Source organism: Winogradskyella eckloniae (assembly GCF_013249045.1).
GTDB lineage: Bacteria > Bacteroidota > Bacteroidia > Flavobacteriales > Flavobacteriaceae > Winogradskyella > Winogradskyella eckloniae.
On record NZ_JABRWP010000002.1, the window covers coordinates 270,426 to 285,287 of the forward strand.

A 14,862-nucleotide genomic window follows, 5' to 3' on the forward strand; every position below is an offset into this window, starting at 1 on the left:
AAAGAGGTATTATCAGTGAAATAATGAAAAAAATAAATGATTTTCATTAAATGAGCTATAAATTGCGATATTGAAAATATTTTATCTCAATAATTGATCTATATTCGTTCAATATTTATAACAAAAAATGAAAAGAAAAATAACATTAAAACAAATTGCAAGAGAGTTAGATGTGTCCATATCTACAGTGTCAAAAGCCTTAAAAAATAGTAAAGAAATTAGTGCAGATACCATTCAAAAGGTTCAGGCTTTTGCTAAACTTTATAATTACAGACCTAATAATATTGCGTTAAGTCTAAAAAATAGAAAGACCAATACCATAGGGATAATTATTCCAGAAATAGTGCATCATTTTTTTTCAAAGGTAATTAGAGGTGTAGAGCTAGTAGCCAATAAAAGAGGTTATAATGTAATTATTGGGTTGTCTAATGAGTCATTTTCCAAAGAAGTTATCAATATGGAGATGCTCGCTAATGGCAGTATAGATGGCTTTATACTGTCAATGTCTAAGGAAACGTTACTTCAACAAGACTACCATCACTACAATGAAACAATGAATCAAGGTATGCCAATTGTAATGTTTGATCGTGTGGTGTCTGAGATTAACTGTGACAAAGTAATTGTTGATGATTTTAACGGCGCGAAGAATGCTGTATTAAAACTAATATCAAATAAATGTAAGCAGATTGCCTTGATTACTACAAGAGATTATGTAAGTGTAGGTAAATTAAGAACACAAGGGTATTTGGAGGCATTGCAAGAAAAAAATATTACACCGCAAGCTGAATTAATCTTAAAAATGGATGATACTTTAGATTACGAAGTGCATTTAGAGAAATTGGAAGCGGAAATTGAGAAGCTATTTAAAGCACACAAAAATATAGATGGTGTATTTGCAGTAAATGAATTGTACGCTTTGTCTGCTATGAAAGTCGCAAAGAAAATGGGTTTAAATGTGCCGAATGATATACAAGTAATTGGTTTTACTGATGGTGTACTTTCTAAGCACTCAACACCTAGTTTAACTACTGTGAGTCAGCATGCTCAATTAATGGGAGAACGATCAGCAGACTTATTAATTGATAAGATAGAAGCAGAATTTGAAGTAGAAGAAGAGCAGTTTCAAACCGTTGTAATTAATACCGAATTGGTAGAACGAGAATCTACCAAATAGAATTTTATCCTTGTTATTTTAAAATCTTTTATATATTTGCCCCATATTCAAAACTTATATTTTCACTTCTCTCATAAGTTTTGATAAGCATAGCTTGTCAGAATAGTATTAACTCTAATATACTATTTCATGAAAAAGCGCATTCTCGGATTTTGGGAAATTTGGAACATGAGTTTCGGGTTTTTAGGAATTCAATTTGGTTTTGCTTTACAAGGTGGCTTTATGTCACGTATTTTTCAAACGCTTGGTGCAGATAAGCATGATATTCCACTGTTGTGGATTGCGGCGCCTTTAACAGGTTTACTTGTGCAACCAATTATTGGTTATATGAGTGATAGAACATGGCACTCTCGTTTTGGAAGACGTCGTCCGTACTTTCTTATTGGAGCTGTTTTAAGCTCTATAGCTTTGTTTTTTGTACCCTATTCACCGGCTTTATGGGTTGCTGCAGGTTTTCTGTGGATTTTAGATGCATCTATCAATGTATCTATGGAACCCTTTAGAGCATTGGTGGCAGATAAGTTAGATGAGTCTCAGAGAACTTACGGTTTTGTGATGCAAACTCTAATTATTGGTATAGGTACATGGATAGCCAGTAATCTCCCTTGGTTAGTTTCAAAAATGGGCGTTAGCGATTCTGCTGGTCCTGGTATTGTCACAGATTCAGTAAAAGTGGCATTCGCAATTGGCGCCTTTGTATTTTTAATCAGTATACTCTATACGGTTTTTACAACTACAGAATATCCACCAGAGGATATGGAGGCTTTTGAAAGAGAAAAAGCACAAAAAAGCAGGTTTGTTTCTGATATTGTTAACAATATAGGAAACATGCCAACGACCATGAAGAAGTTAGGAGTAATTCAATTTTTTAGTTGGTTTGCCTTTTTTACAATGTGGAGCATGGCAAATCCTGCTTTAACAGAGCATGTGTACAAAATGCCTGCGCCAATAGAATCAAATTTTGATATGACTAAGGTAGCAGATCAAGACGCCTTTAAAATTCAAAATACGGCATTTCAAAAAGCATCTAATTCGGTCGGATCTGCTATGGGTGTATACGGTTTGTCATCTATGGCTTTTGCTTTATTATTAGTATTTTACACGTCTAAAAGAAACATTAATAGAAAATATGTTCATATGTTATCGCTAATCATTGGAGGAGCAGGTTTTTTATTAATGATAGTTGTGTCTCCAGAGCAACTTAAATATTGTTTCATATTAATAGGTATTGCTTGGGGAAGTATTTTGTCCATGCCTTACGCTATGCTTTCGAGTTCAGTTGACCCAAAGAAAATGGGCATGTTTATGGGGATTTTTAATATGTTTATTGTGATTCCGCAAATTATTGCAGCCTTAGGAGGTATTAATGTGATTTCAGGACTTTTAGGAGAAGAAGCAATTCATGCTATGACTATAGCAGGACTAAGTTTAATTATCGCTGGCTTATGTAATTTTTTAATTACAGAGAAAGCCGCAATTTCATATCAACCTACAGAATAAAATAAAAAATGAATAAAAAAGGATTCATATTTGATTTAGATGGTGTTATCGTAGATACCGCAAAATATCATTTTTTGGCTTGGCAAAGATTAGCTAAAGGCTTAGATATTGATTTTACAGAAGAGGAAAATGAACAGCTAAAAGGAGTCAGCCGTGTTCGCTCGTTAGAAAAAATATTAGCTTGGGGAAATAAAACCATTTCTCAAGATTTATTTAATGATCTCATGGGCAAAAAGAACGAAGAATATCTAGGGTTTATCGCAGACATGGATACTGATGAAATTTTACCAGATGTGCCGAGAGTATTAAATGTGCTAAAAGAAAAACATCAACCAATAGCATTAGGCTCTGCAAGTAAAAATGCCAGAACAATATTAGAGCGCGTACATCTAATTTCAGATTTCAATGCTATTGTAGATGGAAATGATGTTTCTAAAGCAAAACCAGATCCTGAAGTGTTCTTAATAGCAGCAAAAGAAATTAATGTTCAACCAGAAGATTGTATTGTATTTGAAGATTCTGTAGCAGGAGTTACAGCGGCTAATACAGCGAATATGATTTCAATTGGTATAGGTAGTAAAGATGTTTTAGGGCATGCAAACTATGTATTCAAAGATTTTACAGAAATAACAGACGACTTTATTAAATCCTTAATAGAAAATTAAATTAAAAAGTAATTGACTTACTAATTTGAATTAATAACAAAAGACAAATGAACCTAGATTATATTATACCTAACAATTGGTCAATCATAGAAGAAGGCTTCAATCCAGAACAAGTAAAAGCATCCGAGAGTTTATTTAGCATTGGTAATGGTGCTATGGGACAACGTGCTAATTTTGAAGAAAAATACTCAGGCCCTACCTTTCAAGGTAGTTATATAGCAGGTGTATATTACCCAGATAAAACTCGAGTTGGTTGGTGGAAAAATGGATATCCAGAGTATTTTGCAAAAGTGTTGAACGCTCCAAATTGGATCGGCATCAACGTCGTTGTAAATGAAGAACAATTGGATTTGTTTGCTTGTAAAACGGTTAAAAACTTTAGACGCGAATTAAACATGAAAGAAGGTTGGTTGTCTAGAAGTTTTGTAGCAACCCTTCAAAATGACATTGAAGTAGAAGTTAAATCGACAAGGTTTTTAAGCTTAGATTTAGATGAAGTAGGTGCTATTAACTATGAAATTACGCCACTAAATTCTAAGGCCGAAATTACTTTTGAACCCTATTTAGATTCTGGTATTACTAATGAAGATACCAATTGGGATGATAAGTTTTGGGATACCTTAAAGGTAAGTCATGAAAATAACCAAGCCTTTATACAAGCAAAAACCATGAAAACAGATTTTTACACCTGTACGTTTATGGAATCTCAAGTGTTTATTGATGGTAAATCTGTGCTAGTTGAACCTAATTTTACTGCAGATGCTAATGTAGCGTCATTTAGCTATGCCTATCAGGTTAAACAAGGTGAGACCTATGCTATACATAAGTTTGGTGGTTATACAGTAGATCGCGATCATCATAAAAATGAACTCGTAACTGCAGCCAAATTATCATTGAGCAAAGCTAAAACCGCTGGTTTTTCTAATCTATTAAAGGACCAAAAGGATGCTTGGGCAAAAATTTGGGAAATGGCAGATATCACAATAGAAGGTGATGTCAAGGCACAACAAGGTATACGTTTTAATATTTTTCACCTTAATCAAACTTATTTAGGAACAGATGAAACTCTAAATATAGGTCCAAAAGGATTTACAGGCGAAAAATATGGCGGTAGTACATACTGGGATACTGAAGCTTATTGTATTCCATTTTATATGGCAACCAAAGATCAAAGTGTTGCAAGAAAATTATTAGCCTATAGGTATAATCATTTACAAAAAGCAATAGAAAATGCGGAAAAATTAGGCTTTTCAAACGGAGCTGCATTATACCCAATGGTTACCATGAATGGTGAAGAATGCCATAATGAATGGGAAATAACTTTTGAAGAAATCCATAGAAATGGTGCTATTGCATTTGCAATATTTAATTACTACAGATATACAGGTGATTTTAGTTATATCCCAGAAATGGGTCTTGAGGTTTTAATTGGTATAGCACGTTTTTGGCACCAAAGAGCTAACTTTTCTACGCAAAAAAACAAGTATGTTATCTTAGGCGTTACAGGGCCAAATGAATACGAAAATAACGTTAATAATAATTGGTATACGAACTATATAGCAAAATGGTGTATAGATTATACAATAGAAACGTTAGAAAAAGTAAAAGAAGGTTACCCTGACGATTATCAAAGAATCACAGGAAAAACAAAAATTTCGCACGAGGAGTTGTCACATTGGAAAAAGGTGGCAGACCAGATGTATTTTCCTTATTGTGAAGACAAAAATATATACCTACAACAAGATAACTTTCTAGATAAAGAGTTAACTACAGTTGCAGATTTAGATAGATCACAGCGACCAATAAATCAAAAATGGTCATGGGATAGAATATTACGTTCCCCATATATAAAACAGGCCGATTTACTTCAAGGTATGTACTTTTTTGAAGATCAATTTACAACCGAAGAACTAGAACGTCACTTTGATTTTTACGAACCATTTACGGTACATGAAAGTTCATTGTCGCCTTGTGTTCATAGTATACAAGCGGCAAAGTTAGACAGAATGGAGCAGGCGTACACGTTTTATTTAAGAACATCTCGATTAGATTTAGATGATTACAATCACGAAGTACATGAAGGCTTACATATTACCTCTATGGCAGGTACATGGATGAGTATTGTAGAAGGATTTGGTGGTATGCGTGTAAAAAATGACACATTATCTTTTGAGCCAAAAATTCCAGAACAATGGGAAGGCTATTCGTTTAAAGTTAATTTTAGACATCAAATTATTACTGTGAGTGTTAATCAGAACGAAACGCAATTTAAATTGGAAGGCGATAAAGATTTAACCATTTACGTCGATGGCAAATCGATTACGATTACGCCTAATCATATGGTTACAGTTTAATTTATTAAAAGTAATGGATGGTTACTGTTACTGAAATTTGTTGTTTGGATATAAATAATGACCTAGTGGCTCATAACGCCACAAGGTCTTAACCCTATAAATCATGAGAACGTTAAAACTATTTTTTACAGCACTATTAGTTGTTACTGTGTTTTCGTGTAAGAAAACCACCTCAGAGGAAAACGTGGTTTCAGAACCAGTAACAGAAATTCATAATGCTATTGAAAGAGTGGAGCCGCCACATTGGTGGGTGGGTTTTAAAAATCAAAATTTACAACTGTTAGTAAAGCATCCCAACATCGGGAAAGCAATAGCAAAAATTAATTATGTTGGTGTTAACTTAGTGGAAACACATAAAGCAGATAGTCCTAATTATCTGTTTTTAGATTTAGAGATATCTGAAGCAGCAAAAGCAGGAAAATTCAATATTAAATTTCAGTTAGAAGATCAATCTGAATTGATTCAAACTTATGAGTTAAAATCTAGAGAGAAATCCGCAGAAGATTATATAGGTTTTAATAGTTCAGATGCCATATATTTAATTACTCCAGACCGTTTTGTTAATGGTAATCCAGAAAATGATCAAGTAAAAGGTTTATTGCAACAAGGCGTAGACAGAGCTGATGGATATGCAAGACATGGTGGTGATATACAAGGGATAATAGATCATTTAGATTATATAGAGGATTTAGGTTTTACAACGGTTTGGCCTTGTCCTATGCTTATTAATGATATGCCAAATGGGTCTTATCATGGTTATGCCATGACAGACTTTTATAAAGTAGATCCGAGATTTGGTACCTTAACAAGGTATAGAGACTTAGCCGATAGTTTAAGACAACGCAATATGAAACTCATCATGGATCAGGTTGCAAATCACTGTGGTTTGCAGCATTGGTGGATGAAGGATTTACCGTTTAAAGATTGGGTGAATTATCAGAAACATTACGAGGATAATATAGATCATTGGGATTGGAAAGTGACCAAAACTTCAAGCCACAGACGCACTACAAACCAAGATCCTTACGCTTCAAAATTAGATGCCAAAGCAATGACCGATGGTTGGTTTGTGGCAAGTATGCCAGATTTAAACCAAAGAAATCCGTTTATGGCAAACTATATTATTCAGAATAGTATTTGGTGGATAGAAACTCTAGGGCTAGCTGGTATTCGTCAAGATACCTACCCTTATCCAGATAAATTATTTATGAGCAATTGGGCTGGTGCTATTATGAAAGAATATCCTAATTTTTCTATAGTTGGTGAAGAGTGGAGTTACAACCCATTATTAATAGGATATTGGCAAGATGGACAACGCAATAACGATGCTTACGATTCAAATTTAAAGTCTACCATGGACTTCGCAATGCAAAAGTATATTGTTGAAGCTTTAAATGAAGATGAAACTTGGGATAAAGGTCTTGTTAAAATGTATGAAGGGTTAGCTAATGATTTTGCTTATGCTGCACCTAAAGATATTATGGTGTTTGGAGATAATCATGATATGAGTCGCATATTTACGCAATTAAAAGGTAACGTGGTTCATACAAAAATGGCTTTGAGTTATTTATTAATGTTGCCAAGAATTCCTCAGATTTATTATGGTACTGAAATCCTAATGGACGATTTTGATAAACCTGGAGACCATGGCTTAATCCGAACCGATTTTCCAGGAGGTTGGGAAGGTGATTTGGTAAATGCATTTACAGGTGAAGGTTTAACAGAGACGCAAAAAGAGATGCAGTCTTATTTATCTAAAGTATTAAATTATAGAAAAACAAGTGAGGCTATTCATCATGGTAAAACATTGCATTTTGCACCTAACAATAGTATTTATATATTAGCGAGAATAATTGATAATGAGGTGGTTGTGCATGTTATTAATAAAAATGAAGATGCTGTGGAGTTAGATTTGTCTAGATTTAAAGAGTTAGATTTAGTTGGCAAAACCCTAACCAATATTATTACGAATGAAACATTAATTTGGAATTCTACTTTAATGTTACAATCAAAGGGAAGTTTAATTTTAACTACAAAAGCGTTATAATATGAGACGTATGTTATTAGTGTTATGTATGAGTTTAATTTTGACGTCTTGTAAAGATGAATCGAAGTCAGAAGCTGTAATTACCACCCAAACCGAAACCGATGCTAATACGCCTCAATTATACTTTCAGCATTTAAAAAATGTTTCACTTTATAAAGGTGAAATTCATAGAATAGAAAATTTCCCGTCAAGTTATATAACACCAAGATCCGTGGATGTATGGTTGCCAGAAAGTTACGTGGAGAGCAAAAAATACAATGTGTTATATATGCATGATGGTCAAATGTTATTTGATGCTTTAACAACGTGGAACAAGCAAGAATGGAATGTAGATGAATGGGCGAGCCAATTAATGGCAGAAGGAAAGACTCAAGATTTTATCGTTGTAGCTGTTCATAATATAGCGAAACTACGCTGGCAAGATTTATTTCCTCAAAAGGCATTTAATTATATACATGAAACAACAAAAGATAGCTTAAGAGATCTATCTGGCTCAAAGGATTTTAAACTTAATGGTGATAATTATTTAAACTTTATTGTTAAAGAGCTGAAGCCAAAAATAGAAGCCACCTATGCTGTGAGTTCCGCTAAGGAAAACACATTTGTAATGGGCTCTAGCATGGGAGGATTAATGTCTATGTATGCCATTTCTGAATACCCTGAAGTTTTTGGTGGAGCAGCTTGTTTGTCTACGCATTGGCCAGGTGCTATGCCAATAGAACATAACCCATATCCATCGGCAATCTTTCAATATATGGAAGCCAATTTACCCAATGCAGGCGAACATCGATTGTATTTTGATTATGGCAATGAAACTTTAGATCAACATTATCCGCAATATGCGCCAAGAGTGAATGAGATTTTAAAAGCTAAAGGCTATAGTGAAACCGATTCTAAAAATTTATTTTTTGAAGGCACTAATCATTCTGAAAATGCTTGGAATCAACGGTTAGACCAACCCTTAATTTTTTTGTTGGGAAAATAGAGACATAATCATAATGCATAGACCTAAAAGCGTTTTAGAATATAGAAGGTCTGTTACCTAGTTTATTTATTAGGTTTTAATAACCTAATAAATATAAACCTTAAACTATGAAAAATATAAATTTAGTTCTTGTATTGCTCTTTTCATTCACGGCTTTAACGGCTCAAAATACCAATCGTATTTTTAAAAGTGCCGTAAAGCAAGGGTTAGATTTAAAAGTAGAAGTTAGTGATGGTTATTATATTATTAAACCGTATTCTTCAAATGTAATAGAAACCACCTTTGTACCAGAAAATGAGTATTTCAAATCGCAATCTCATGCCGTTGTAGCAAAACCTTACAGTTCGTATTTCGAAATGATAGATAGAGGTAATGATGTTTTATTAAAAACGAATGGTTTGTATGTTACCATAACAAAGCAACCGTTTCAAATTTCGTATTACTATAAAGATAAATTTATAATTTCAGAGAAAGACGGTTATGTAAAACAAGATAGTTTAGAGATTCTTAAGTTTAATCTAGAAAAAGATGAGGTATTGTATGGAGGAGGTGCCAGAGCATTAGGAATGAACCGTCGAGGCAATCGATTACAACTCTACAATCGAGCGCATTATGGATACGAAACTCATAGTGAACTAATGAATTATACCATGCCTATTGTGCTCTCTTCAAAACAATATATGTTGCATTTTGATAATGCGCCCATTGGCTTTTTAGATTTAGACAGTAAAGGGGATAATACGTTAACCTATGAAACGATTTCTGGCCGTAAAACCTATCAGATTGTCGTAGGTGATTCTTGGTTAGATATGGTAGATGTTTATACAGATTTAACAGGAAAACAGCCAATGTTACCTCGTTGGGCATTAGGTAATTTTTCGAGTCGTTTTGGATACCATTCTCAAGAAGAAGTAGAAAAAACAATTGAAAAATTTAAAGCACAAAAAATTCCGGTAGATGCTATTATACTCGATTTGTATTGGTTTGGTAAAGCGTTAAAAGGAACGATGGGTAATTTAGAAGTATTTAGAGATTCCTTTCCAGATTTTGAAGGCATGGTTAAGCGGCTCAACAGTAAAGGGGTAAAAACCATAACCATAACAGAACCGTTTATTTTAACCAGTTCTAAAAAGTGGGATGAAGCTGTAGAAAAAGGAATTTTAGCAAAAAAATATGATGGTAGTCCTGCCACATACGATTTTTATTTTGGCAATACAGGCCTCATTGATATTTATAATCCAGATGGTGAAAAGTGGTTCTGGACGATCTATAAAGAATTAGCAGATAAAGGTGTTTCAGGCGTTTGGGGAGATTTGGGAGAACCAGAGGTGCATCCAGATTGGGTACTGCATAAATCAGGTACTGCTAATGAAGTTCATAATATTTATGGACACGATTGGGCGCGATTAATTTTTGAAGGGTACCAACGCGATTTTCCTAACAAAAGACCATTTATTTTAATGCGAGCCGGATATTCGGGTTCACAACGTTTTGGAATGGTACCTTGGTCTGGTGACGTGAATAGAACTTGGGGAGGTCTACAATCTCAGCCAGAAATTGCATTGCAAATGGGTATGCAAGGCTTATCATATATGCATAGTGATTTAGGTGGTTTTGCAGGTGCTAATTTAGATGATGAACTCTATGTACGTTGGTTACAATATGGTGTTTTTAATCCTATTTATAGGCCTCATGCTCAAGAGGACGTACCAAGTGAACCGGTCTTTAGAGGCGCAAAAGCAAGGGAACTCGCAAAAGAAGCGATTGAGTTGCGTTACAAATTATTACCCTACAATTACAATTTGATGTATGAAAATAATCAATATGGTAAACCCTTAATGCGTCCATTATTTTTTGAAGAATCTAATAATAAAGATTTATATACGTATTCAAAAACCTATTTATGGGGAAACGATATTTTGGTATCGCCTGTTCTACAAGCTGAAATTAAAACACAAGATGTGTATTTTCCTTCAGATAATGTTTGGTTCAATTATTATACGGACAGCAAAGTAAAAGGTGGACAAACTAAAACCGTAGCATTAGATGAGCAATCAATTCCTACTTATATAAGAGCAGGTGCATTTATTCCGAGTATTAATGTGATTCAAACCACAGAAAAATATGATGATGCAATGTATAAAATCGATTATTATCACGATACATCTGTACTAACATCACGTAGAGAAATTTATAATGACGATGGTCAATCTGCAAACGCATTATTAAACGAAAATTATGAGATTTTAAGGTTTGAGATGACTACCAAAGGCGCTACATTAGAATTTAAAATATCCGATAAAACAGGGAAAAATTTTAGTCCTAAATCAAGACTATTTTATTTAACCATTCATGGTTTAGAAAAAAAGCCAAAACGAGTTTATGTAGGTAAACACACGGATTTTGATTGGTCTGAAACCTCTAAAACAGCGCGAATTCCTGTAGAAAGAATCACAGGGGAAACCACACAGGTTTTGGTAAAAATTAAAAAATAAACTAAATGAAAGGGATTAAAAAAATCACAATACTAATAGTTATCTTTAGCTTTTTAGGATGTAAAAATGATACAAAAGATAATGCTACAGTACCAAGTTATAGCACTACGGAAATAAAACAAAACATGAAGAAAAAAGAAGTTGTTTACCAAGTATTTACACGTTTATTTGGCAATACAAATACTACCAATAAGCCTTGGGGGACTAAAGCGGAAAATGGCGTTGGCAAATTCAATGATTTTACAGCTAAAGCCTTACAGGAGATAAAGGACTTAGGTGTAACGCATATATGGTATACAGGTGTGCCACATCATGATGTTATTACAGATTATACCGAGTATGGAATTTCTAATGATGATCCAGATATTGTAAAAGGTAGAGCTGGTTCACCATATGCAGTAAAAGATTACTATAACGTTAATCCTGATTTAGCGGTTAATGTAGAACAAAGATTAGAAGAGTTTGAAGCTTTAATTGAGCGCTCGCACAAGGCAGGTTTAAAGGTCATAATTGATATTGTGCCCAATCATGTTGCACGAAATTATCAAAGTTTAACCAATCCTGAAGGTGTTACCGATTTTGGAGCAGAAGATGATCAAACTAAAACGTACGCTGTAAATAATAATTTCTATTACAATCCAGGTGAAGCGTTTAAAGTACCAGAGTGGAAACATGGTTATCAGCCATTAGGTGGTGAACAAACAAATATGGCAGATCATAAGTTTGAAGAAATTCCGGCAAAATGGACAGGTAATGGTTCTAGAGCATCACAACCAGATATTAATGATTGGTACGAAACGGTAAAGATAAATTATGGCATTAGTCCAGAAGGTAGAAAAGATTTTGCCGAATTACCAGAAGGGTTTGACCATGCAGATTATAAAAAGCACTTTGAGTTTTGGAACGATAAAACGGTACCAAGTTCTTGGACAAAATTTAAAGATATTGCCTTGTATTGGACCGCAAAAGGTGTAGATGGATTCCGCTATGATATGGCAGAAATGGTTCCGGTAGAATTTTGGAGTTTTATGAATTCTCATATAAAAATGAAAAATCCTGATGCTTTTTTATTAGCTGAGGTCTATAATCCTAGTTTATATAGAGATTACATTAAGAAAGGTAAAATGGACTATTTGTATGATAAAGTTCAGTTGTATGATACCCTTAAACATGTGATGCAAGGTCATGGAAGTACAGATAATATTCCGCCAATTTTAAGTGATTTAAGTGATATTGAACATCATATGCTTCATTTTTTAGAAAATCATGATGAGCAACGTATAGCAAGTCCAGATTTTGCAGGTAACGCAGCCAAAGGTAAACCAGCAATGGTTGTATCTGCGACCTCGTCTACTGCGCCAACTATGATTTATTTTGGACAAGAATTTGGTGAACCAGGCGCGGAAGATTTAGGTTTTGGAGACCCAACGAGAACATCAATTTTTGATTATGGGTCAGTACCAACGCAAGTCCGTTGGGTAAATCATAAAAAGTTTGATGGAGGACAATCCACAGAAGAAGAAAAGGCATTACGTGATTTTTACAAACGCCTTTTAAATTTTACGATTAATAGCTCGGCTTTAATGGGGAATTATCAAGATATTCAGCATTACAATCATCAAAATACAGAGTGGTATAATGATAAAGTGTTGTCGTTTGTGCGTTGGAGTGCTGATGAAAAACTCATTATTATTTCCAATTTTAATGCCGAGCACACTTATGGATTTGAGTTACAATTGCCAGAAGATTTAGTTCAAAAACTTCAACTTATAGATGGTGAGTATGTCGTAAAGGATCAGTTGTATAATGCATACACTTCACAATTAAAAGTTGAAAACGGTAAAGCGGAAGTACGGATAGATATTAAACCCTTAGAGTCTTTTATTTTAAAAATTGAAATATAAAAACTAAAATCCCTAAACCATTTAGGTTTAAAACCAAAAACAACAATGAAAAAACTAATTTTATTCACCTTAATTCTTGTCATTTTGAGTTGTAAAAATAAAGCAGCAGAAAATAGAATCATTTTAGAGGCTTCTACTGAAACGACCGAAATTCCATTTGTTTGGGAAGGTGCTAATCTTTATTTTTTATTAACTGACCGATTTAATAATGGAGACGTTTCTAATGATGTCAATTTCAATAGAACAAAAAAAACAGCAAAACTTAGAGGTTTTAAAGGAGGCGATATTAAAGGTGTTACACAAAAGATTAAAGAAGGATATTTCACGGATTTAGGTGTTAATGCTATTTGGATGACACCAATTGTTGAGCAGATCCATGGTGGTACAGATGAAGGTACAGGAGTAACCTACGGTTTTCATGGGTATTGGGCAAAAGATTGGACTAAGATAGATCCTAATTTTGGGACTAAAGAAGATTTGCACGAGTTGGTAACAGAAGCACATGCTAGAGGAATTAGAATTGTTTTAGATGCTGTAATAAATCATACAGGTCCTGTTACAGAAAAAGATCCTGTTTGGCCAAGTGAATGGGTAAGAACAAATCCACAATGTACATATGATACCTATGAAAATACCATAAGTTGTACATTGGTGGCTAATTTACCTGATATAAGAACAGATAGTAATGACCATGTAGAATTACCACCACAGTTGGTAGAAAAGTGGAAGTCAGAAGGTCGGTATGAAAAAGAAATTAATGAGCTTAATGCTTTTTTTGAGCGAACAGGACATCCTAGAGCACCACGTTTTTATATCATGAAATGGCTAACGGATTACATTACAGAATTTGGAATAGATGGTTATAGAGTAGATACTGTAAAACATGTTGAAGAGTATGTGTGGACAGAATTTAAAGTAGAATGTGACTATGCCTTTGGAGAATACAAAAAGAATAACGCAGATAAAGTAATAGATGACAATGATTTTTATCTTGTAGGAGAAGTCTATAATTATGGCGTAAGCACAGGTCAAGAATTCGATTTTGGAGACAAAAAAGTAAATTATTTTGATCCACCAAGTTTTCAGAGCCTAATAAACTTTGAATTCAAATATAATTCTAAAGACAAGGATTATGAAGATCTGTTTAAGCATTATCACACAGTCTTACATAATGATTTAAAAGGTTTTGGTACATTAAATTATTTAAGCTCACATGATGATGGTAGACCATTTGATGCGCAACGAAAAAAGCCATTTGAAACCGCGAATAAATTATTATTAGCTCCTGGTGCTTCTCAGATCTATTATGGAGATGAGTCTTCAAGATCACTCATAATTCCGGGAACAGAAGGTGATGCTACGTTACGTTCAATGATGAATTGGGATTCTATTGCTAAAAGAAAACGTACAAAAGATGTTTTATCTCATTGGCAAAAATTAGGACAATTTAGAGCAAAACATCCAGCAATAGGAGCAGGTATGCATCAAATGATTACCGCTTCGCCATACTATTTCTATAGAAGTTATCAAAAAGACAACTTTAAGGATTTAGTAGTTGTAGGTTTAGACTTAAATAAAGGCAAGAAAGTTATTGATGTTTCAAAGGTTTATGAAGAACGCGTAAGGCTTAGAGACGCTTATTCTGGTCAGAAAGCAACGGTATTAAATGGGAAGATTACAATAGATTCAGAGTATAATGTTGTGCTTATAGAAAGGGAATAATTAATAGATATTTAAA

General features: G+C 33.9%; 9 protein-coding genes. All 9 read left to right on the plus strand.

The window, feature by feature from the left end; all coding sequences use genetic code 11:
• The first annotated feature begins 127 nt into the window (after positions 1-127).
• The 9 genes from HNV08_RS04165 to HNV08_RS04205 all read left to right on the plus strand — a co-directional run bounded on the left by HNV08_RS04165 (position 128) and on the right by HNV08_RS04205 (position 14,846).
• On the plus strand, positions 128-1,174 hold the full coding sequence (locus tag HNV08_RS04165; protein ID WP_173279912.1) for a LacI family DNA-binding transcriptional regulator: 1,047 nt from the start codon (positions 128-130) through the stop codon (positions 1,172-1,174).
• 129 nt (positions 1,175-1,303) lie between these two features.
• Positions 1,304-2,674: an MFS transporter gene (locus HNV08_RS04170; protein ID WP_173279913.1), complete on the plus strand. Its 1,371-nt coding sequence runs from the start codon at positions 1,304-1,306 to the stop codon at positions 2,672-2,674.
• 8 nt (positions 2,675-2,682) lie between these two features.
• Positions 2,683-3,339 carry a beta-phosphoglucomutase gene (pgmB, locus tag HNV08_RS04175; RefSeq protein WP_173279914.1) on the plus strand — a complete coding sequence of 219 codons (657 nt, stop codon included), beginning with the start codon at positions 2,683-2,685 and terminating at the stop codon, positions 3,337-3,339.
• A 47-nt stretch (positions 3,340-3,386) separates the two neighbouring features.
• Positions 3,387-5,693: a glycoside hydrolase family 65 protein gene (locus HNV08_RS04180; protein WP_173279915.1), complete on the plus strand. Its 2,307-nt coding sequence runs from the start codon at positions 3,387-3,389 to the stop codon at positions 5,691-5,693.
• A 103-nt stretch (positions 5,694-5,796) separates the two neighbouring features.
• Positions 5,797-7,740, plus strand: coding sequence for a glycoside hydrolase family 13 protein (locus tag HNV08_RS04185; protein ID WP_173279916.1), 1,944 nt, complete (start codon positions 5,797-5,799; stop codon positions 7,738-7,740).
• A 1-nt stretch (position 7,741) separates the two neighbouring features.
• Positions 7,742-8,725, plus strand: coding sequence for an alpha/beta hydrolase (locus HNV08_RS04190; protein ID WP_173279917.1), 984 nt, complete (start codon positions 7,742-7,744; stop codon positions 8,723-8,725).
• 107 nt (positions 8,726-8,832) lie between these two features.
• Positions 8,833-11,220 carry a TIM-barrel domain-containing protein gene (locus HNV08_RS04195; protein WP_173279918.1) on the plus strand — a complete coding sequence of 796 codons (2,388 nt, stop codon included), beginning with the start codon at positions 8,833-8,835 and terminating at the stop codon, positions 11,218-11,220.
• Positions 11,221-11,225: 5 nt separating this feature from the next.
• On the plus strand, positions 11,226-13,124 hold the full coding sequence (locus tag HNV08_RS04200) for an alpha-amylase family glycosyl hydrolase (protein ID WP_173279919.1): 1,899 nt from the start codon (positions 11,226-11,228) through the stop codon (positions 13,122-13,124).
• A 45-nt stretch (positions 13,125-13,169) separates the two neighbouring features.
• A complete protein-coding gene (locus HNV08_RS04205) occupies positions 13,170-14,846 on the plus strand; it encodes an alpha-amylase family glycosyl hydrolase (RefSeq protein WP_173279920.1) in 1,677 nt (558 codons plus the stop codon).
• The last annotated feature ends 16 nt before the right edge of the window (positions 14,847-14,862 follow it).

Excerpts from the sequence above, each read along its gene's own strand:
- HNV08_RS04170 (WP_173279913.1), top strand. The coding sequence starts at position 1,304 with ATGAAAAAGCGCATTCTCGGATTTTGGGAAATTTGGAACATGAGTTTC.
- HNV08_RS04185 (WP_173279916.1), top strand. The coding sequence starts at position 5,797 with ATGAGAACGTTAAAACTATTTTTTACAGCACTATTAGTTGTTACTGTG.
- HNV08_RS04165 (WP_173279912.1), top strand. The coding sequence starts at position 128 with ATGAAAAGAAAAATAACATTAAAACAAATTGCAAGAGAGTTAGATGTG.
- pgmB (WP_173279914.1), top strand. The coding sequence starts at position 2,683 with ATGAATAAAAAAGGATTCATATTTGATTTAGATGGTGTTATCGTAGAT.
- HNV08_RS04205 (WP_173279920.1), top strand. The coding sequence starts at position 13,170 with ATGAAAAAACTAATTTTATTCACCTTAATTCTTGTCATTTTGAGTTGT.
- HNV08_RS04200 (WP_173279919.1), top strand. The coding sequence starts at position 11,226 with ATGAAAGGGATTAAAAAAATCACAATACTAATAGTTATCTTTAGCTTT.
- HNV08_RS04180 (WP_173279915.1), top strand. The coding sequence starts at position 3,387 with ATGAACCTAGATTATATTATACCTAACAATTGGTCAATCATAGAAGAA.
- HNV08_RS04195 (WP_173279918.1), top strand. The coding sequence starts at position 8,833 with ATGAAAAATATAAATTTAGTTCTTGTATTGCTCTTTTCATTCACGGCT.
- HNV08_RS04190 (WP_173279917.1), top strand. The coding sequence starts at position 7,742 with ATGAGACGTATGTTATTAGTGTTATGTATGAGTTTAATTTTGACGTCT.